The organism is Chryseobacterium oryctis (assembly GCF_025971925.1).
Lineage (GTDB): Bacteria > Bacteroidota > Bacteroidia > Flavobacteriales > Weeksellaceae > Chryseobacterium > Chryseobacterium oryctis.
This window is the reverse complement of the sequence record NZ_JAPDHV010000001.1, coordinates 74761-96643: the sequence shown is the minus strand read 5'-3', so window position 1 is coordinate 96643 and position 21883 is coordinate 74761. Positions and strand designations below refer to the sequence as shown.

18 protein-coding genes and 2 tRNA genes are annotated in these 21883 nt (G+C 32.6%); 8 read left to right on the top strand and 12 right to left on the bottom strand.

Annotated features, from left to right (window positions below; translation table 11 throughout):
* Positions 1-118: 118 nt before the first annotated feature.
* The 4 genes from OH806_RS00475 to OH806_RS00460 all read right to left on the bottom strand — a co-directional run bounded on the left by OH806_RS00475 (position 119) and on the right by OH806_RS00460 (position 3579).
* Positions 119-191, bottom strand: a tRNA-Phe gene (locus OH806_RS00475).
* Positions 192-304: 113 nt separating this feature from the next.
* Positions 305-377, bottom strand: a tRNA-Phe gene (locus tag OH806_RS00470).
* Positions 378-476: 99 nt separating this feature from the next.
* Positions 477-2318 (bottom strand): lysophospholipid acyltransferase family protein, encoded by a 1842-nt coding sequence (locus OH806_RS00465; protein WP_264741725.1) that lies wholly within the window; start codon positions 2316-2318, stop codon positions 477-479.
* 22 nt (positions 2319-2340) lie between these two features.
* Positions 2341-3579 carry an aspartate kinase gene (locus OH806_RS00460; protein ID WP_264741724.1) on the bottom strand — a complete coding sequence of 413 codons (1239 nt, stop codon included), beginning with the start codon at positions 3577-3579 and terminating at the stop codon, positions 2341-2343.
* 326 nt (positions 3580-3905) lie between these two features.
* On the opposite strand from OH806_RS00460, the gene fbp reads away from it, so the two are divergent.
* Positions 3906-4922, top strand: a complete 1017-nt coding sequence (gene fbp / locus OH806_RS00455) for a class 1 fructose-bisphosphatase (RefSeq protein ID WP_264741723.1) — start codon at positions 3906-3908, stop codon at positions 4920-4922.
* Complete coding sequence (gene menC, locus OH806_RS00450) at positions 4923-5927, top strand: o-succinylbenzoate synthase (RefSeq protein ID WP_264741722.1); 1005 nt, start codon at positions 4923-4925, stop codon at positions 5925-5927. It abuts the gene before it with no gap.
* 439 nt (positions 5928-6366) lie between these two features.
* Here the strand turns inward: menC and OH806_RS00445 are convergent, their stop codons facing one another.
* A complete protein-coding gene (locus OH806_RS00445) occupies positions 6367-7497 on the bottom strand; it encodes an alpha/beta hydrolase (RefSeq protein WP_264741721.1) in 1131 nt (376 codons plus the stop codon).
* A 161-nt stretch (positions 7498-7658) separates the two neighbouring features.
* Between OH806_RS00445 and OH806_RS00440 the strand changes: the two genes are divergently transcribed.
* A complete protein-coding gene (locus OH806_RS00440; RefSeq protein WP_264741720.1) occupies positions 7659-9332 on the top strand; it encodes a glutamine--tRNA ligase/YqeY domain fusion protein in 1674 nt (557 codons plus the stop codon).
* Between the two features lie 188 nt (positions 9333-9520).
* Positions 9521-10711, top strand: a complete 1191-nt coding sequence (locus tag OH806_RS00435; protein WP_406567586.1) for an MFS transporter — start codon at positions 9521-9523, stop codon at positions 10709-10711.
* Between the two features lie 36 nt (positions 10712-10747).
* Here OH806_RS00435 and OH806_RS00430 read toward each other — a convergent pair whose 3' ends face one another.
* Complete coding sequence (locus OH806_RS00430; protein ID WP_264741718.1) at positions 10748-11713, bottom strand: YpdA family putative bacillithiol disulfide reductase; 966 nt, start codon at positions 11711-11713, stop codon at positions 10748-10750.
* Positions 11714-11829: 116 nt separating this feature from the next.
* Here OH806_RS00430 and OH806_RS00425 point away from each other — a divergent pair, with 116 nt between their 5' ends.
* A complete protein-coding gene (locus tag OH806_RS00425) occupies positions 11830-12468 on the top strand; it encodes a hypothetical protein (protein WP_264741717.1) in 639 nt (212 codons plus the stop codon).
* 137 nt (positions 12469-12605) lie between these two features.
* Here the strand turns inward: OH806_RS00425 and OH806_RS00420 are convergent, their stop codons facing one another.
* From OH806_RS00420 to OH806_RS00395, 6 genes are all read right to left on the bottom strand, one after another.
* The gene (locus OH806_RS00420; protein WP_264741716.1) at positions 12606-13898 is read right to left on the bottom strand and encodes a glycosyltransferase family protein; all 1293 of its coding nucleotides are present in this window, start codon (positions 13896-13898) and stop codon (positions 12606-12608) included.
* Between the two features lie 68 nt (positions 13899-13966).
* Positions 13967-16672, bottom strand: coding sequence for a YfhO family protein (locus OH806_RS00415; protein WP_264741715.1), 2706 nt, complete (start codon positions 16670-16672; stop codon positions 13967-13969).
* 30 nt (positions 16673-16702) lie between these two features.
* Positions 16703-16930 carry a hypothetical protein gene (locus tag OH806_RS00410; protein ID WP_264741714.1) on the bottom strand — a complete coding sequence of 76 codons (228 nt, stop codon included), beginning with the start codon at positions 16928-16930 and terminating at the stop codon, positions 16703-16705.
* Between the two features lie 26 nt (positions 16931-16956).
* Positions 16957-18006 carry a DUF6263 family protein gene (locus OH806_RS00405; protein ID WP_264741713.1) on the bottom strand — a complete coding sequence of 350 codons (1050 nt, stop codon included), beginning with the start codon at positions 18004-18006 and terminating at the stop codon, positions 16957-16959.
* A 53-nt stretch (positions 18007-18059) separates the two neighbouring features.
* Positions 18060-18812, bottom strand: a complete 753-nt coding sequence (gene rlmB / locus OH806_RS00400) for a 23S rRNA (guanosine(2251)-2'-O)-methyltransferase RlmB (RefSeq protein ID WP_264741712.1) — start codon at positions 18810-18812, stop codon at positions 18060-18062.
* A gap of 1 nt (position 18813) precedes the next feature.
* Complete coding sequence (locus OH806_RS00395) at positions 18814-19284, bottom strand: DinB family protein (RefSeq protein WP_264741711.1); 471 nt, start codon at positions 19282-19284, stop codon at positions 18814-18816.
* Positions 19285-19535: 251 nt separating this feature from the next.
* Between OH806_RS00395 and OH806_RS00390 the strand changes: the two genes are divergently transcribed.
* From OH806_RS00390 to OH806_RS00380, 3 genes are read left to right on the top strand one after another with little or no spacing between them, the layout of a single operon-like run.
* Complete coding sequence (locus OH806_RS00390) at positions 19536-20540, top strand: AAA family ATPase (protein ID WP_264741710.1); 1005 nt, start codon at positions 19536-19538, stop codon at positions 20538-20540.
* On the top strand, positions 20540-20995 hold the full coding sequence (locus OH806_RS00385) for a GNAT family N-acetyltransferase (RefSeq protein ID WP_264741709.1): 456 nt from the start codon (positions 20540-20542) through the stop codon (positions 20993-20995). The genes OH806_RS00390 and OH806_RS00385 overlap by 1 nt, the downstream gene beginning before the upstream one ends.
* 16 nt (positions 20996-21011) lie before the next feature.
* Entirely contained in the window at positions 21012-21875 is an 864-nt protein-coding gene (locus OH806_RS00380) for a DUF58 domain-containing protein (protein WP_264741708.1), read from the top strand.
* The last annotated feature ends 8 nt before the right edge of the window (positions 21876-21883 follow it).

Sequence of the window (21883 nt, the reverse complement as noted above, 5' to 3'; positions counted from 1 at the left end):
TAAAAGGCGAATATAATTAATTTCAATATAATTAGGTGTTAAAGACAACTTAAAATGTTTGAAAAGTTGGATGGATTAATAAAAAAAGACCTAAAATCTTAGATTTTAGGTCTTTTTGTGGTTTCTCCAGGAATCGAACCAGGGACACATGGATTTTCAATCCATTGCTCTACCAACTGAGCTAAGAAACCATTCTTTTTACTTCGTTTTTGAAGTGGTGCAAAAGTAGTAATAATAATTAAACCTTGCAATTTTTTTTAACAACAGTTTTGAAGAAAAAACCACCTTTTTACAGGTGGTTTTGTGGTTTCTCCAGGAATCGAACCAGGGACACATGGATTTTCAATCCATTGCTCTACCAACTGAGCTAAGAAACCATTCTTTTTACTTCGTTGTTTTAAAGTGATGCAAAAGTAGTGAGTTTTTACAATATGAAGCAAGTATTAATAATACTTTTTTTAATAAAACATAAAAACTTACTGATTCTCAGTTGTATTATTTTCTTGTTCTTTTCTTATTTGCTCACTCATTTCTTCTAATACTGGCTTTATCGTATTTTCAGGCAGATCGCTTATTCTGATGTACATCAATCCGTCAATCGCGTCATTAAAATTCGGATCAACGTTGAAGGCAATAACTTTTGCATTTTGCTTGATGTATTTTTTTATTAAAACCGGTAATCTTAATTCAGGTTCAAGGTCATCAATGATTTTATCTAATTTATTTAAATCAGATTCAACTTCTTCAAAAAATAAACTTTTATCTCTTTCACTAAGTTTTACCTTGAATTCGTTTCTTGGTGTAATGTATTGAGCTACAGCTGAGTCGTAATAATTTGAACGCATGAATTCAATCATTAATGACTTTGAAAATTCAGAGAATTTATTTGAAATACTTACCCCGCCCATCAAAAATTTATGGTCAGGATTTCTTAAGCAAACATGTACAATTCCTCTCCATAAAAGGAAAAGAGGAAGAGGCTTTTGTTGATATTCTTGACAAATGTAAGCACGTCCCATTTCAATAACTTTTCTGAAAAAAGGATGAATATCTTGTTCAAATTCAAATAAAGAACTTGTATAAAAGCCTTTTATTCCAAATTTTTTCATCACCTCTTTACCTAAAGCCATTCTGTAAGCTCCAACCAGTTTTTCCGCTGCATTATCCCAAAGGAAAAGATGATGGTAATGCTTATCATATTCATCCAAATCAAAAGGAAGGTTACTTCCTTCACCTACAGCACGGAAAGTAAGCTCTCTTTGACGTCCTATTTCCCTCATTACAGATGGGATTTCTTCATAAGATGTAAAATAAACTTCGTAATTTCCGTTGCTGAAGAACATTTTGTCTGTTCCTCGTAATTTACTAATGTCTTTAAGGATATCCTCTTTTGGAGTTTCATCAATAATATTCTGGACAATATTTTCTTCCTTAAGCAAAGGGAATTTTAATGATAAATTTTGAAGATTAATCGTTTGTGCCAATGATTTTCTTTTCTCGTAATAGGATTTCATCATATACACCTTACGTTTAAGGAACTCGCCCAATTCTTCAATGGTTTCCGTTTCATCCATTGCTTTTACAGTGATAGGTCGCCCAATTCTGATTCTGATTGGTTTTTCTCTATCATTCATCATTTCTGCAGGAAGCATCAATGTTTGTAAATTTGGATGAATTTTTGCCACCTGATAAAACATGCGACTGTTTTTTGCATGAAAATACATAGGAACAACGGGTACTTTAGCCATTTTTATAAGCTTTAGTGCCGGTTTTTCCCATTCTTTATCTAAGATTTCACCGTAAGAATTGTTTCTGTTTGAAACTTCTCCTGCAGGAAAAATGCCCACGCAGCCTCCGTTTTGCAAATGTTTTAATGTCTCACGCATTCCAGAGGAACTATTGTAAGCGTCTTTTCTGCTTTCGAAAGGGTTTACGGAAATTACATAAGGTTCCATGGGTTTTATTTTTTCCAAAAGGAAATTACCCATTACTTTAAAATCAGGGCGAACTTCTGATAATATTTTGCACATCAAAATTCCGTCAATAGCACCAAGAGGATGGTTGGATACCAAAATAAAAGGTCCTGTTTTTGGGATTTTTGCCAAATCTTCTTCAAAGGCGATGTAACTCAAGTTTCTTTCTCTCACAAATGAGTCGAAAAAGTCCTTTCCTTCCTTATCTTTCAGCTTGTCATATAATCTGTTAACTTCATTTATCTTAGCAATACTCATTACAGCTGATGCAACGGGATTTTTTAGAAATCCTATTTTGCTTAAGCCGGAAGCTTTTATCAGATCATTTTTCGATATTAAACTCATATGTGTTTAGTCGCAATTAGTTTTATTGTGTTACCATTTGAAGCGTGTTTTTAGAGATTTGCTCCATCAAAACGCTTCTTTCTTGGTAAAATTTATCGATGTTCTCCTTTTTTGCATTTCTTACTGTGAATAAAGATACATTTTTTATCATTTCAGTTTTAAATACTTTTTGAAGTTCATCATTAAGCTCATCTGCATGATTGAATTTATCTTCTAAACATAAAGCTAATGAAATTGCAGAATTCTGCATCAAAGAAACTTTGATTTTATATTTAGAAAGGTAACCAAAAATTAAGCTCATATGATCTTCGGCAATAAAAGAGAAGTCTCTTGTTGATATTTTCAGAAGAGTTTGATTTTCTTTTAAAATATATGATTCTTCACTTTGGTTTTTGTCAGAAATACCCACTTTAGTTCCTTCTTTTGTAGGATCTACAAAAGATTTTACATAAAAAGGAATGTTTTTTTGTTGAAGAGGCTGTAATGTTTTCGGGTGAATTACGCTTGCTCCGTAATATGCCATTTCGATTGCTTCTTCGTAGGAGATATTTGAAAGAAGTGTTACATCTTCAAATTTTCTGGGATCTCCTGTCATCACTCCTGGAACGTCTTTCCAGATGGTCATGGCCTCGGCATTTAAGCAATATGCAAAAATTGCGGCAGAATAGTCAGAACCTTCCCTTCCTAGAGTTACAGTGAAATTATTATCATCAGATCCGATAAAACCTTGGGTTACATAGCATACTTCAGGGTTTAAAGTTTTGATGAATTCTTCGGTTTTTGTCCAATTTACAACACCTTCTCTGTAAGAATTGTCTGTTTTTATATAATCTCTGGAATCCAGCCATTGATTGGTAAACTGAATTTCATTTAAATATTCACTTACAATTTTAGTAGAAATCATTTCTCCACAGCTTACAACCTGATCGTAAACAAAATTGTAGTTTGGAGACTTGTTTCTTCTTAAAAAAGAGTCAATATCATCAAAAAATAAATTGATTTCTGCAAAAACAGGGTGGTTTTCGGGAAATAATCCTTCTGCAATTTCGATGTGTTTTCGTTTTATCTTCTCAATTTCAGTTTGATAGTTATCTTTTTTGAAATAAAGCTCCACAACTTTTTCCAATTCATTAGTTGTCTTGCCCATTGCAGAAATTACCAGTAAACATTTGGTAAATCCTTGGCTTTTTAAAACCATAGACACATTTTTTACACTTTCAGCATCCTTTACTGATGCTCCACCAAACTTGAAAATTTTCATTAAATTGTTAAAAATAAAATTGTTAGATAAATATCATGTGAGTTTTTTATGGGTGTCAAAATTATTAATTTAAAGCGAGATATGAAAGTGTAAGTGATAGAGGTAGGCTTAAGATTTCATTAAAATTTAAAGGATTTATAGATTTGATATTGATAATTTTGCTAAAGGATAATAATTGGGGATGATTTTTTTTGAAAAAATGGAGGATGTTAATTTAAGGATTATATATATCTTATTGATAAACAGTATTTAAAATCTTTTGTTGTTAATGTTTTTTTAATGTAATAAATTTTCCGAAATTTGGGGAAAACGTAAAAAGAAAAAATATGTCAGAACAGCCATTACAAACTTTAGGAGAGTTTCTTATTGATAAACAAGACGATTTTCAATATTCTACAGGTGAATTTTCTCGTCTTTTGAGTGCAATAAGATTGGCTTCAAAAGTGGTAAACAGGGAAGTAAATAAAGCGGGAATTGTTGATATCACAGGTGCTGCAGGAAACCAGAATGTTCAGGGAGAGGAACAGCAGAAACTTGATGTGATTGCTAATGAAATTTTTATTACAGCTTTGTCTCAAAGAGAGGTTGTTTGCGGTATCGCTTCCGAGGAAAATGATGACTTTATCGATATCAAATGTGGAGAAAATGGTCATTTGAGTAAATATGTTGTATTGATAGATCCTCTTGATGGTTCATCAAATATTGACGTAAATGTTTCTGTAGGAACAATTTTCTCTATTTACAGAAGAGTAACAGAGCCCGGAACACCTGTACAGTTAGAAGATTTCTTACAGAAAGGTGTTAATCAAATTGCGGCGGGATATGTTATTTACGGTTCTTCTACAATGATTGTTTATACTACAGGAAACGGTGTTAACGGATTTACATTAGACCCTTCATTAGGAACATATTATCTTTCTCATCCTAATATGAGGTTTCCAAAAACGGGTAAAATTTATTCTATTAATGAGGGAAACTATATTAAATTTCCTCAAGGAGTAAAAAATTACCTGAAATATTGTCAAATGGAAGAAGGTGACAGACCTTATACTTCAAGATATATTGGTTCGTTAGTTGCTGATTTTCATAGAAATATGCTGAAAGGAGGTATTTATATTTATCCATCTTATTCTCAGGCTCCGAACGGAAAATTGAGATTGTTGTATGAGTGTAATCCGATGGCTTTCTTAGCTGAACAGGCGGGAGGAAAAGCGACCGACGGATTCAGAAGGATTTTGGAAGTTGAACCAACGGAATTACATCAAAGAATTCCTTTTTTCTGCGGAAGCGTAGATATGGTGGAAAAAGCGGAAGAATTTATGCGAATTGATAGCGTAAAATAAATGAAAGCAGAATATTTTAGATATTTATTACAATTCAAACGCCCGAGTGGAACATCTCGAGGCGTTTTGCTTACTAAAGAAACTTTTATCCTTGAAATTTATGAAAATGAAAGAAAAGGAATAGGCGAGTGTGCAATTTTCAGAGGGTTGAGTTTTGATGATAGACCAGATTATGAACAAAAGCTGCAATGGCTTTGTGATAATATTCAAAAAGACTCTGAATTTCTAAAAGAAGAACTAAAAGAATTTCCGTCAATTTGGTTTGGGTATGAACAGGCTCTTTTAAATCTAAAAAATGGTGAAAATTTCTATTTTCCTAGTGAATTTACAGCAGGGAATGCTTCAATTGTCATCAATGGATTAATTTGGATGGGAGATATCTCATATATGGAAGAGCAAATTCAGGATAAGCTGGAAAAAGGATTTCATTGTATTAAATTAAAAATTGGTGTTGATTGGAAATCCGAACATGAAATACTTAAAAAATTAAGACAAAAATTTTCAAAAGAGAAACTAGAGCTTCGTGTTGATGCAAATGGAGGCTTTAGCAAAGAAGAAGCTGAAAGTGTTTTACAACAACTAGCGGATTTAAGTATTCATTCCATAGAGCAGCCGATTAAAGCTGGAAAATGGGTTGATATGGCTGAATTATGTGCTGAAACTCCTACTTCTATTGCTTTGGATGAAGAATTGATTGGGGTTGTTGACTTTAATGAAAAGAAAAGGCTTTTAGAAACTATAAAACCACAATATATCATTTTGAAACCAGCTTTGGTTGGTGGTTTTGCAGGTTCCGATGAATGGATTTCTTTAGCTGAAGAACAAAATATAGGTTGGTGGATTACCTCCGCATTAGAAAGTAACATCGGGCTGAATGCAATTGCACAATATACTTTTACAAAAAAAAGCTCCATGCCACAAGGTTTGGGAACCGGAGCTTTGTTTGTCAATAATTTTGAATCAAGTTTGGAGCTCAAAAATGAGTTGTTGTGGTTCAAAATGTAATTAGAAACTGTTTAGCAATATGGAGGAGGAGAATCTCAGCATATACTATACAACACATTGATGTGTTATTCCAATTGTTACATCCAATAGGAGGTTTTCCTTCGATAGTCTTTAATTCTTATTTTGTTTTCTCTAAAAAACAAAATAATTCAAAAACTTAGATTATTGAATTATTTTAATTGAGAATCTTTGAAAGTTAGTAGTTTTTTGTTCGGATAATTTGATATTAGAAGGTTAATATTCAGTTTAAATCACATCTTTTACGAAAATTGCTTTCTTTATATATTCTAATATATAAGTAAGCCTTTTTTTTATATGTTTCATAATAGGAATAATTTAATTTCTCTGTTTATTGAAAAATGGCAATCATTATGCCATTGTTTAATAGATTTTTAATTTTAACACAAGGCGTTATTTGGTCTCTGTTTTTAAGTTACCGTTAAGAAATAATTGTGAAAGTATTTTCGTTGTTTTTTGTTCTATTGGTGATGAGATTCCTGTCAACACCATACAAATTCTGGAATATGTCATTTTGAGCCTGTGAACTGGAAAGGTAACCCCAATGATTTCCAAATTCAAATTTAAAGGAATTCAGAATGTCATTTTCTATAAAAGTACAATCGATGATCGATACGATATCTTTAAATTGATCAATATTACTTGGTCCGTTCTTTCCTAGTCTAGGAGTGAGAATGTTTTTGGTGAATTGTGAGATTCCAAGAATTGCATCTTTTCTGTTTAAATAAATAGAAACACGGTTTGCTAATAAAGGAAGTTTATTAAATGAGTTTTCAGACTCATCAAAAACCTTATAGCTTACATCAGAATTCAACAATAAAACCTGATCAATTACTCTCAGAATATTTTCTTTTTTTAAACTGTAAAGCATACTTTGGAGTACTCGGTTGCCCATAGAATGTGCCATAATGTGGATTCTCTGATTGCATGGAGCAAGGTCTCGATTCGAAAAAATATCCTTTAAAAATTGAGTGTAAAAGTAAAATAATCTCATTAACGAAGCTCCTGAATTAATGCTTGATGCTTTATCATCAAAATAAGTCAATGGCACAATACTGCTCGAAGCAGGCCAGCTTATAAATAAAATATGCTCAATTGGTGATGAAGAATTATCAATAAATATTTTCTTTAGATCAATTATTGCCTTTAATTCGTCATCAAAATCATAGGCATAGCCATGAATAAATATCAAAACATCACTTCTGTCTTTTGTAGAAGACATGTTTTTATACAATTCATAAAACATTTTTTGAGTTCCACCTAGATTGTTGGCTGTTAAAGTAGATTTTTTAATGCCTTTTTCGTTTAATAAAACATTAAAAACATCTTGATAGCCTTGTTTTTCCGGTTCTGAAAATAGTTTGTAGTTTAAAATATTTCGATTGGTGTAATCTTTCTTTTTTTTTGCAGCAGCAGTCGGTTCTTTATAGTTATCAAAATCACATTTTGCTATCCTGAAATTAGGAATTGAATATTCATCATTGGAAAATGAATCTATTTTTTCGCCTTTATGACGAATAATTTTACGATTGCTTAGGATATAAACAGCCATATTAGATTATTTTTGAGTTGTGGTAGTTAGTTTTCTGTAAGTTAATAAAAAATATTGAATTAGAAATGGTTTTGTAGTTTTTAACTATAATTTCGTTGAACACTTAAAATTTCCTAAATTTGCAAATTGTCGTATAATACGATATTTAAAAGCGAATTTTAATGGAAGAAGAAAAAAAATCACTCAATTTTATTGAGCAAATTATCGAAGATGATTTGGCAAACGGTTTGAAAAGAGATCAAATCCGTTTCCGTTTTCCACCTGAACCCAATGGTTATTTGCATGTAGGTCATACAAAAGCAATCTGTATCAACTTTGGTTTGGGTGAAAAATACAATGCTCCCGTAAACCTTCGTTTCGACGATACGAATCCTGAAAAAGAAGAACAGGAATTTGTAGATTCTATCATGAAAGATGTTGAATGGTTAGGTTTTAAATGGGATAAAGTTTTGTATGCATCCGACTACTTCCAGCAGCTTTATGATTGGGCAGTTCAGTTGATTAAAGAAGGAAAAGCTTATGTAGATGAACAACCTTCTGAGATTATTACTGAACAAAGAAAAAACCCGACAGAACCCGGAATTGAATCTCCATACAGAAATCGTCCTATTGAAGAGTCATTAGACTTATTTGAAAGGATGAAAAATGGTGAATTTGAAGAAGGTTCTATGTCTCTTCGTGCAAAAATTGACATGACCTCGCCAAACATGAATATGCGAGATCCTGTTATGTACAGAATTTTGAAAAGACCTCACCATAGAACAGGAACAACATGGAAAATTTATCCAATGTACGATTGGGCTCATGGTGAATCTGATTATATTGAACAAATTTCACATTCACTATGTTCTTTGGAGTTTGAAAACCACAGACCGTTGTACAACTGGTATTTAGATCAAGTGTATGAAGAAGGTAAGGTTAAAAACAAGCAGAGAGAATTTGCAAGAATGAACGTTTCTTATATGATTACTTCCAAAAGAAAACTACAAAGGCTTATCGCTGAAAATGTAGTGAACGGATGGGATGATCCTAGAATGCCTACAATTTCCGGAATGAGAAGAAAAGGTTTCACTCCTGCTTCTATTAGAAATTTTATTGAGAAAGTAGGTGTTGCAAAAAGAGAAAATCTTATTGAACTTCAATTATTAGAATTCTGCGTTCGTGAAGATTTGAATAAAGTTGCTAAACGTGTAATGGCTGTTGTTGATCCTATAAAATTGGTGATTGAAAACTATCCTGAAGGTCAAGAAGAATGGCTAGATACTGAAAATAATCCTGAACAGGAAAATGCAGGAACAAGACAAATTCCGTTCTCAAGAGAATTATATATTGAGCGTGAAGACTTTAAGGAAGAGGCTAATAATAAGTTCTTCAGACTTAAATTAGGTGGTGAAGTTCGTTTAAAATCTGCTTATATCATTAAAGGAGAAAGAGTGGAAAAAGACGAAAACGGTAACATTACCACAATTTATGCAACTTATGATGAAAAGTCTAAGTCGGGAAGTGGTACAGAGGAAAGTTTGAGAAAAGTAAAAGGTACAATTCATTGGGTATCTGCAAAACATGCAATTCCTGTGGAAGTAAGAAATTATGATAAATTATTCACAGTGGAACAGCCTGATGCAGAGAAAGATGTAGACTTCTTGAATTTCATTAATCCTGAATCTGTAACTACAATTCAAGGGTTTGCTGAGCCTAGTTTAAAAGATGTAGCTGTAGGAGAACCTCTTCAGTTTCAGAGAATTGGGTATTTCACGAAGGATCAGGATTCTACGGACACTAATTTGGTGTTCAATCGTACTGTGACTTTAAAAGACTCTTATAAGCCGGAGTAAAACTTATTTATACCAATATAAATTGAACAGGGCTTAATTTTTTAAGTCCTGTTTTTTTGTTTTGTAGTTCTTAATTAAAATTTAGACTGATACAAAATCAAATCAAATACAAATTATTAAATAGAAAAATTGTGAAACTAATAAATCTATATATAAACTCGTTTAGAGGACTTTCTCAGGAAAGTTGGATGTTGGCTATTGTAATGCTTATCAACCGCGCTGGTTCTATGGTACTCCCATTTTTAGGGGTATATATGACAGACCATTTGCGATTTAGTTTAGAAAATACAGGGGTTGTACTAAGCTTTTTCGGAATTGGTTCAGTTTTGGGTTCTTGGATTGGAGGGATGATTACTGACAAAATTGGAGAGTATAAAGTTCAGTATCTCAGTTTATTGTTGAGTGCTCCTTTATTTTGTTTAATTCCTTTTTTTAAAACAGAGGTTGGATTGGCGAGTATCATTTTGGTACAAAGTATTATAAGTGAAATGTTTCGTCCTGCAAATTCGGTTGCGATTACGAAATATGCTAAACCTCAGAATATTACGAGAGCGTTTTCATTAAACAGAATGGCTATGAATTTGGGATTTTCAATAGGTCCTGCTTTAGGAGGGATTTTATCGGCGATTTCTTATGAATTTCTATTTTTCAGTAATGGATTAGGGGCTTTGTTGGCAGGCTTCATGTATATCGGATTTTTCTGGAAAAGAAATAAATTGGCAAAAGCTAAAAAAGTAAAAGAAGTGATAGCGATTAAAAAAGAAAATTCGCCGTATAGAGATGGTAAATTCTTGATTTATTGTGTATTGTGCATGTTGTTTTCAATTTGCTTTTTTCAGTTACTAAGTACATTGACAATCTTTTACAAAGACACAGCTAAATTAAGTCAGCAAAATATTGGTTATATTTTAGGATATAGCGGTATTCTGATTGTATTGCTGGAAATGGGTTTTGTGCAAATTGCCGAGAAATGGTTTGGCTTGGCAAAAACTGTTCTTTTAGGAACTTTCATTTGTGGAGTTTCTTATGCAATGTTGGCGTTTGACTATAGTATGATTACTTTGGTTGTTTCTATGACTTTGCTTTGTGTGGGAGAAATTTGGACATTGCCTTTTATGGCTACGATTACAGCATTACGTTCCGGAGCAAACAATAAAGGTGCATATATGGGATTGAACGGAATTTCTTTCTCCATAGCATTCATTGTTACTCCCTATATTGGAACTAAACTTGCGGAGAATTTTGGTTTTAATGCTTTATGGATTGGAACTGGTATTTTGGCGACAATTATAGCAATTGCATTTTATTTTGTAGTACCCTGGATGCTTAAAGATAGAAAAAATGGTTTAGAGATTGAAGAGGAAAAATATTTAAACTAAAATTGAAAATATAATAAAGCTGTAATTTTTACAGCTTTATTTTTTATTGAGTATGTCTTTTATAATCATTTTTGCATGAATTCTGGAGTTTTCTATAAACCAGAGATGTGTATCTTTTCCTCCGCAAACAACACCCGCTAAATAAAGGTTTTGTACGTTTGTTTCCATTGTTTCGGGATTGTAAAATGGATTTAGATTTTCTCCATGCAATTCAATTCCTGAACTTTTTAGGAAATCGAAGTCGGGGAGGTAACCTGTCATTGCCAAAACGAAATCGTTTTCAATTTCCTGAATTGTACCGTTTTCATCTTTAAAAATAACAGAGTTTTCTTTAATTTCAATCATTTCAGCATTAAAGCTTGCTTTAATGCTTCCCTCTTCAATTCTATTTTCTATATCTGGTTTTACCCAATATTTCACACTTTTAGAAATTTCGGAGTGACGGATAATCATCATTACTTCAGCTCCTTTTCTATAGGTTTCCAAAGCTGCGTCTACCGCGGAATTGCTTGAACCTACTACCACGACTTTTTGTTGAGCAAAAGGATAGGGTTCAGTATAATAATGTTTTACTTTAGGCAGATTTTCTCCGGGAATATTCATTACATTCGGAATATCATAGAAACCAGTGGAAATAATCACATTTTTTGCTAAATATTTCGATTTTGAAGTTTCAATTTCAAAAATCATTTCATTTTTGGAGACTTTTAAAACCTTTTCATAGAGATTGATGTTGATATTCCTTTGCCTTGCAATTCCCTGATAATATTCTAAGGCTTCTTGTCTTCCTGGTTTGGGAGCTGTTGAAATAAACGGAATTTTTCCGATTTCCAGTTTTTCGGCTGTCGAAAAAAATCTCATATACAAAGGATAATTGTAAAGAGAATTAACAATGGTCCCTTTTTCAATTATTAAATAAGATAAATTATTTTTCTGTGCTTCAAGAGCGCAATTCAGACCGATTGGTCCACCTCCGATAATAAGAATATCCAAAATTTCCATATTGCAAATGTACTTAAAACCTTTAAACCCGATTTTGAACCTATAAAAGAACTTATCTATTAAAAATATTTTATGGTATCAGTTTTGATGAATTTTTATCTGATAATATTTAAAATATGAGAAAAATTTTCGTTTCAATACTGATTTTAAGTTTGTTCGCCTGCAATAAGAATCCTGAAAAGGTTATTGATAATAATATAGATTCAATAAAACAGGTGAAAGAAGGAGATACAATTGCAATTCAAAATACTGTTGGAAAAGAGGTGGTTTTAAAGCAAATTAATGAAGAGGTTGTACTGGCATTGAAAGATAGAGATTATAAAAAAATAGCTGAATTTATACACCCTGAAAAAGGAGTCAGATTTTCGATGTATGCTTTTGTAGAGCCGAAAGAGGATAAACTTTTTTCAAAAGCAGATTTTATAAAATATCAGCCAACAAAGACTGTTTTTACTTGGGGAACATTGGATGGCTCGGGAGATTTGTACAAATCTACAATTAATGATTATCTTACAAAATGGGTGTATTCAAAGGATTTTGTGACAGGGCAGGTTTCTTTCAATAAGTTTCTGGGAGGTGGAAACTCGTTGAATAATCTTAAAGAAATATACCCAAATGCAGATTTTTCAGAAAACTATATTAAAGGTTCTGAAGCAAATGCCGAAATGGACTGGAAAACCCTTCGTCTGGTTTTTGAAGAGTTTGAAGGAAAGTATTATTTGGTGGCGGTTATCAATGACCAATGGACGATTTAGTTTAAAAAAAAATTTGACAAGCTCTGCATGATAATCCTAATACTGAATGATTAATTATTAGCGTAGTCAGGCTGAGCCTGTCGAAGCCTTCCTAAATATATTTTAATGTGTTAAAATCTTTTGTAATTAAAACGAATTTAACCTAAAATCTCAGCTAACTTTTTAGTTAAATTTTTTCTTGAAAACTGCTCTATGTTTTGTGTGTTTTTATCAAGGTTTCCGTTTCTCCACAATTCAAATTTTTCTAGAATAAAATCTTTAATTGTCTGATAATCGTCATAACCAAAATGTTTTCCTGCTTTTGTTTCATCTAAAATCTTTGAAACATCAGCTTTGTCTGGCCCAAATGAAATAATTTGTTTTCCTGTTGCTAAATATTCAAATATTTTTCCGGGAATAATTCCTTTTGAAGATTCATTCGGAAAATTGGTTATTAATAAAAGCGAAGATTTTGCCATCTCTTCAATGGCTTTGTCGTGAGATAGATATCCAAGATTTTGGATGTTATTTTTTAAGGATGAATTTTCAATAGAATGTAGAATTTTGTCATCAATTCTTCCTACAAATTTTAAGGTGAAATCTTTTGCAAAATCGGTATTTATTTTTACTAATTCGTCCAGAGCCTTCCATAAATTTTCGGGATTTCGAAGTTGTTCTAAAACCCCAATATAACTTAAAGTGAATTTTGGATTTTGTGAATGTTCAACTGTATTTTTACTTGTGTCAGATTCATCAAAACCATTGGTAATACAGATGGCATTTGCTCCATTTTTACTGAAGTTTTGTGCATCTGTATAGCTTGTTGCCAAAGTAATATCAGCTTTTTTAAAAACAGCACTTTCTAATTCGCGATGTTTTTTGTCTGAACTTTTTGTTAGTTTTAAATGTTTGTAATAAGAAATTTCCGTCCAGGGGTCACGAAAATCTGCAATCCATTTTAGGTGAGAGAATTTCTTTTTTAAGCTGAGACCAATCAAATGTAAAGAATGAGGAGGTCCCGAAGTAACTACAACATCAATCTTATTTTCTTTTAAATATTTTTCTAAGAATTTCACAGAGGGTTTTACCCAAAAAACTCTTGCATCAGGAATGAAAAAGTTTCCTCTTACCCAAATCGATAGTTTTGATTTCCAACTTTGATTTTTACCTACATCAAATTGTCCCGCCTTGAATTTTTTATTGCTTTTGTTTAATTTTTCAGCTAGTTGATAAGGTTCCCAGATTTTGGTTCTTACAATTTCAATATTTTCAGGAATATCTTTTAGCAAACTTTCATCCAATAAAGGATAACTTGGATTTTCGGGTGTGTAAATCACCGGTTTCCATCCAAATTCGGGTAAATATTTTGCAAATTTCAACCATCTCTGAACACCGGGACCTCCTGCAGGAGGCCAATAATAGGTGATGATTAATATTTTTTTTTGTTCCATTTTGTAGTATTGTCATTCTGAACGAAGCAAAGCGCAGTGAAGAATGACACAGCGAATATTATATTGTTTTACGCTTTTTGTTCAGCCAAGATTTTCTCTTTCCTCTTTTTATTCATCCAGAAAATTCCAAATGCACTCAATGCAATGAATAATCCGAAGCTGATAAGAGAAATCCATCTTCCTTTTTCAATAACTTCTGGTTCGAAAACCATTCTGATATTGTGATTTCCTGCAGGAACATGCACTGCACGAAGCAAATAATCAGCTTTAATGTAAGGAACTTCTTTTTCGTCAACGAATACCTTCCATCCGTGAGGATAATAAATTTCAGAGAAAACGGCTAATTGTGGTGTCTTTGACTGAGATTTGAATTCCAGTTCATTAGGTTCATACTTCGTTAAATTAATAACAGCCGCAGAATCTGCCTGAAGTTGCTTTCCATTAAAATAATTTTTATCAGAAGCTGCAACTACAGCCGTTTTTTTATTGTCAATTTCCCCGATTACTTTTATTTCTTCATTCGGACTATCTACAAATTTTACATCACTTACAAACCACGCATTTCCGTTTGCATTCGGGTTGGGCACAACCTGAGGTTGGTCTGGTCCTCCGAAAACCATGTATTTGGCATTTAATAAATTCAGGATTTTTGGAGTTTTTACACTATCAATATTAGAAATGTATTCGTTTAATAGGTCGTCATATCTTCTTAGTTTTACGGCGTGATACCCTCCGATTGATGCTTTAAAGTAAGAAGTATTTGTTTCGCTTGTTACGCCTAATGTCTGATTGTAAATTCTGTAATGCTTCTTATCTTTTTCGGCAATTGTTTCTAACGTTTTGTTGATATTTACTGTTGATAAAATTGATTCTAAATTCGGATTTCCTTGAACTTTTTCAACCAATAATTCTGAGCTTTCTGTTTGGAAAGGGTTTTCAGCAAAGATTTTATCAACGTAATTTTCGTCATTTAGATAACGTTTGTTTACAGTCCATAAATCAAATAAACTTACTACTCCAATCACAATCAAAGCAATGTTTTGATTAAGTTTTTGCTTTAAGCTCAAGAATAAAACAGTTGCTGCAATTCCTACATAGATGAACGCTTTGATGGCATCTATTTTAAACATTTTGAATCTTTCGTCAGACAAATAGTCTAACAAGAAAGGAGGAAAGTATTGTCTTTCTGAAGCAGTTGAAAATTCAAGTGACAAATCATTTTTTAATATTTGAAGGATTAAGATTAAGATGAAAAGTGAAATAATATTCAATGAACTAATTCCCTTTGCCTCCTTTGATAATTGTTTATTTACTTTTCTTTTATATATCAAATATATAAGAAGAAGTACTAGTAATCCAATGATTATATTTACTCCTTCTTTTGGAAATATAATTAAAATAATTATTGAGATAAGAGTGACAGAGGAAACTCCAATCAAAGTATTTTTTTTATAAGTTTCTGATAGTTTTTCGTCTGTGTAAAATCTATATAAACCTACAATCGCAATAAGAGGGAATAATAATTCCACCACAACCAAAATAGAAGAAGGTGCTCTGAATTTATTATAAAACGGAACAAAGTCTATAAAGAAATCGGATAAGGGCATAAAATTGCTTCCCCAAGCCAAAAGAATGGTTAAAATAGAGGCTCCTAAAATCCAATAACGGTATTTTTTCCATGCAAAAAAGAACCCTAAAACAGCTAAAAAGCAAACAATTGCTCCTTGGTAAGCAGGTCCTGAAGTTCCGGGTTGGTCTCCCCAATACGTCACTCCGCTGAAGCCTTTAGAAATTCTATCCATTTCAGCTTGGCTGGAAACGTTTTCCTGAACCAGTTCCTGAACTCTGTTCATCATTTCTTTTCCTTCAGGTTCTTGGCTTCCGCCTCCCATTAATCTTGGAATGAATAAGTTTAAAGTTTCTAATTTTCCGTAGCTCCACATAAGCATACTCTCTTTATCCATTCCGGATTTTCCTGAAGTATGGCTATCATTCGTTAATATTTGTTTTCCACGAACGGTTTCTTTCACATATTCAGAATTTGCCATGATTCTTTGAGAGTTCATTCCAACCCCAATTAGACATGAAGCTGCAATGATTCCGGATGAAATAAGGAAATGTTTAAGCTCTGTTTTTTTCTGAATTACTCTGATTAATTCCGACAAAAATAAAAATCCTAAAGCAATAAACAGATAATAGGTCATTTGAGGATGGTTCGCTGCTACCTGAAGTCCCATAAATAGGGTAGTGACAATGAATCCCCAAATATATTTTTTCCTGATATAAACCAGTAAAATTCCGGCTAAAAGCGGTGCGAAATATTCAATAGTATTTACTTTACCATTATGCCCTGCCGCAATAATGATGTAAAAATAGGTTGAAAGTCCGAAAAATGTGGCTCCCAAAAGTGCATATTTCCAGTTTCTTACGGCAACCATTCCTAAAAGGAAAAATCCTGAAAATAATAAGAAAAGATAATTAACGGGTCTTGGAAGGAAGTTCAGATAGCCATCAATTTTTTTGATGATATCGCCTTCGAATCGACTCCCCATTTGATAAGTTGGCATTCCTCCAAACATGGAATCACTCCAATAGGTTTCTTTTCCGTTGGTTGCTCTATAATCAAGGAGTTCTTTTGCGCCTCCTCTGTACTGAACAATGTCGTGCTGGAAAAGTTGTTTTCCTGAAAAAACAGGAGATGAGTATAAAAATGCTAAAACTATAAATACAATTAAAGAAATTGCAATATAAATTAAGTTTTTATTCTTAGCCATGCTGGTTATTATCTTTTATTTTCGGAAATATTACCTTTTATCATTATTTTCTTTTACCTCTTCATAGTCCACAGTTTCTGCGTCCCATTTCAGATTCTGATTGATATTCTTATTCGAGCTATTATTGTCCTGCTTTTTATTGTTTTGATGATTATTGAATCGGTAGCTGTAGAATGATTTAAAGAAAATTCTCTTTAAAATATTCCAAACAAAAAAAATAATAATAGCCGAGAGTACTAACTCAAGAATGTACTTCATAATTTTTTAATTTAAAATCTTCAACATTATTTTGCAGAAGGATTTACCATTACAGAAGAGTTTGAAACGCTTTTCATAGATTGTGATTGTTTTCCGTCTGAAATGGTTTCAATCTGTGTTGTTTTTACATTGATATTCTGGTTGGTAATCCATCCTGTACTTTGATCGAACTTAATTGTACCGTTTTGTACAAGTTCACTACTTAAGCTATGGGTAATCGGTCCCTGAGTTTTTTTCTCGGTTTTTTTAGGAATTCCTCCTGTTACAGAGATCTCAGCAATTCCGTTTCCTAAACTTTTCAAAACATAGTTTGACGTTACTTTTACAGAACCACTTGGATCTGCGTTTTCAGAACTTGACCATTTTTCGCCTACTTTCACTCCTTTTTTAGGAATAATTGTAAGGTTTTTATTGAATTGGTCTTTTAAAACCTTTTCGTTAAAACTTTCTTTAAGGCTTGCAACAATACTTGCTTTTTGGTTAGCATCTTTTACCATTGTGCCTACAGCAGCTGAAACTTTGGTGTAAACAGCATCGAAACCTGTAATAGAAATTACATTTCCTTTAGTGTCCATTTTCATGGCTAACTTGTTTCCTACAAGAGCTTTGTTGATGTTCCAGATCATTTTTAGATCTTCTTCTTTAGGAAGTGGTTGTTTGGTGTCTACTACAATAGTTTTTCCTTGTGCAGATTGAGAACTTCTTTTAGAAACAAGATTAAGGGTCATATCATATACATTTCCTTTAATGTCGTTTACAGTAAAAGACATTTCGTCTGTAGATTCACTTGTTCCGTTGATGGTTTTTCCTTCAGGATCTGTCATTGTTTTAGTATCTCTTTGATACGTAGTTAAAGGATATGTTTTTCCTTTTTCCAGTTTGAAACTCTGAGTTACGATTCCTAAAGAGTCTTTAATTGCCGGATTTTCTTCCACTTTGATAACAGAATCAGCAGGAACTTCTACGGTTACTGTTTTTCCTGTTTTCGGGTCTACTTTTGTTACGGTTGCTGTTTCTTTTTTACAAGATACAAGAGCTATTGATGATATAAGCGCAAACGCTGCTATGTTTTTCATTTGATTTTTTAAATTTTATATTACTTAAATGGTAAAGCAATTTGCTTTATAAATTATAGATTTGAAGATAGCTTCTGTCTTACAGCTTCATACAAAATAGCTCCACAAGCCACTGAAACGTTTAGAGACTGGGTTTTACCTTCAATTGGTAGTTTTATTTTTTCGTCTGCATGATGCAAAACTTCTTTAGAAATTCCTGTTTCTTCATTACCCATTACTATGGCACAAGGTTCTTTAAAGTCAACGTCATAAATTAATTTCTGAGCCTTTTCACTTGCCGCAAAAACAGAAATTCCGCTTTGTTGAAGAAAATCCACAACATGTGCTAAATTGGGTTCTTTACATATTTTCACATTGTAAAGTGCTCCTGCTGAAGTTTTTATAGCGTCGGAATTTATGGGGGCAGCCCCTTTTTCAGGAATAATTACAGCATCAATTCCTACACATTCTGCTGTTCTGCATATTGCTCCAAAGTTTCTTACATCTGTTAACCTGTCCAAAATCAATAAAAAAGGAATTTTACCTTCTTCAAATAATTGAGGAACAATATCTTCGACTTTATGGAACGGAACATCAGAAATAAAAGCTACAACACCTTGGTGATTTTTTCTTGTAAAACGGTTGAGTTTCTCAACCGGAACATAATTGGGACGAATTTTATTTTTAGCTAAAATTGCCTTCAGTTCAGCATAAATAGGACCTTGTAATGCATTTTGTACAAAGATCTTGTCAATCGTTTTTCCCGCTTCTATAGCTTCTATTACAGGACGAAGTCCGAAAATAAAATCGTCTTTTTTATCTGTCATCTTAATATTTTTCTCCTAAAATTGCTCTTTTTTGTGCCATGATATATCCACAATGCAAACTTTCATGCATATTGTTGAAAATAATGGCGTCCTGAATACTCTTCAAATCCATGCCAAAACTTGTGGTGTAAGGCGTGTAATCTGAAAAGAAATCACTGTCGTAATCTTTCATTAAAATCTTGGAAGTTTCAGTCAATAAAAATTCTAAATCTTCAACTTCTGATTTTTGGACATTCAAATTGGGTAATGTTCCTTTTTTATACGTTTCAATCCAATATTTATCGATTCTGAAAGGGTTTCCGCTTAAATAATAATGTAAAAGCTGCTGTGTTGCAACAGTATGTGCAATATTCCAGTAAATATTATTATTAAAACCGTCCGGAATAAATAAAAGATCTTCGTGAGAAGTATTCTGTAGTATATTCAAAAGGTTTCTTCTTACCTGTCTGTGGGCTTGAAAATGATAATTCATTTTGCAAAAATTTTAATCACCAAAAATAGTTTAATAAACTGGAAATGACAATTTTTGAACAGGGGATTAAGCTAAAATTTATATATTTTTATGAAAAATAATAATAATCATCTTGAGTTTTAAGTTTTCAGTGATTTTAAATCTCGAATTAAAGGTTGATTATTTAACAAATTTTAACTCAAATATGGCATTGATTGTGTTGATTAATGTAAGTATTTATTGGAAATTTACAAATTATTTTAAATTAAGATATGTCAGAGATAAATCAAGCGGAAGATATTCGACAATTGACAGAAAAAGTAAAGGAAAAAAATTACTTATTTTCTCTTCTTAGACAGGAAATCAACAAAGTTATTATTGGTCAGGAGTATATGATAGATCGCCTTTTGGTAGGTCTTTTAGGGAATGGTCATGTACTTTTGGAAGGTGTTCCGGGTTTGGCAAAAACATTAGCCATTAAAACTTTGGCCGAAGCTGTTCATGGTGAATTCTCAAGGATTCAGTTTACACCGGATTTGCTTCCTGCAGATGTTGTAGGAACAATGATTTACAATGTTAAAGACAATGATTTTTCTATAAAAAAAGGTCCTGTGTTTGCCAATTTTGTTCTTGCAGATGAGATCAACCGTGCTCCGGCGAAAGTGCAGTCTGCTCTTTTGGAGGTAATGCAGGAAAAACAGGTGACAATTGGGGATGAAACAATGAAGCTTCCAAAACCGTTCTTGGTATTGGCAACTCAAAACCCGATTGATCAGGAAGGCACATATCTTTTACCTGAGGCGCAAAGTGACCGTTTTATGTTGAAATGTACCATAGATTATCCAAAATTTGAGGATGAAAGAATGGTTATGAGAATGGTCTCTACTTCTCATCAACCTGAAATAAAACCAGTCATTTCTCTTCAGGATATTCTTGACGCTAAAGAATTGATTAATCAGATTTATCTTGATGAAAAGATTGAAAAATACATTCTGGATATGGTTTTTGCAACCCGTTATCCTGAAAATTATGGTCTTTCTGAACTTAAAAATTATATAGGTTTTGGTGCTTCTCCTAGAGCTTCAATCAATTTAGCAATTGCTTCCAGAGCTTATGCTTTCTTGAAAGGCAGAGCGTTTGTGATTCCTGAAGATGTGAAGGAGTTGGCTAAAGATGTATTAAGACATAGAATAGGTCTTACTTTCGAAGCTGAAGCAGAAGAAATTTCAACAGAAGAAATAATCAGTAGAATTTTAACAAAAATTCAGGCTCCGTAATGAGTGAAGTTATAATAAGAAAAGCAGTTCAGGAAGATTGTGCTTCTATGTTGGAGCTTATCAAAGAATTGGCTGATTATGAAAAGGCTTTACATGAAGTTACTTTAACATTAGAGCAGTTTATTGAAGATGGTTTCGGAAAGTCTCCGGTTTGGGGAGCTTTTGTAGCGGAATATGAAGGGGGAATTGTTGGGATTTCATTGTATTATGACAGATATTCAACCTGGAAAGGGAGAAGATTATATCTTGAAGATTTGGTTGTAACCGAAAAGTTGAGAGGAAAACAAATCGGTAAGAAGTTATTTGAAGCAACATTGGAGTATGGAAAATCAAATCAGTATAGCGGAATGGTTTTTCAGGTGTTGAATTGGAATGAACCGGCAATTAATTTCTATAAAAAATACAGTCCGAAGTTTGATGATGAATGGTTTAATGTTTCGATTGAATTTAATTAAATTTTATCTTTAATTTATGCAAATAAAAGATATTGTAAAAAAAGTAAAGCAAATAGAAATCCGTACTCGAAAGAAAACGGAGGCTTCTTTAATGGGACAATATCACAGTGCTTTTAAAGGTCAGGGAATGACTTTTTCGGAAGTCCGTCCGTATCAATTTGGTGATGAAATTCGTAGAATCGACTGGAATAAAACAGCTCGATTCCGTGAACCATTCGTAAAAGTAATGGAGGAGGAGAGAGAGCTCACGATGATGTTGTTGGTAGATATTTCTGCTTCGATGGATTACGGAACGAAAGTTCAGTTGAAAAGAGAATATGTTGCTGAGATTGCTGCAAGTTTGGGATTTTCAGCTGCTGGAAACAACGATAAAGTGGGACTGATTTTATTTGCAGATAAAGTTTACAAAGTTATTCCGCCTCAAAAGGGAAGAAAGCATATTCTTTCTATTATAAGTAATATTCTCACGGCAGATTATGTTCCTGCAGAATCTAAAATTGATAAAGCACTGGAATATATGATGGGTATTTTTAAAAGAAAATCTTTAGTTTTTCTATTCTCTGATTTTGAAGATGAATATGACTCTAAAATGTTGAGAGTAACATCTAAAAAACACCAACTTTTGGGAATGAGGATTTATGATGAGAAAGACAATGAAATTCCGGATGTAGGTTATACTTTATTATATGATGCAGAAACAGGAAGGCAAGTTTGGGCAAATACATCCAGTGCAAGATGGAGATATACTTTTGCAGAAGTGCAAAAGAAGAAAATGAGAGCTTTGGAAGAAGATTTTGCCAATAGTTCTGCAAGTTTCATGAACATTAATACAGGCGAAGATTATTCAAAATTATTGTATAATTATTTTCAAAAGAAATAATTGAAAAG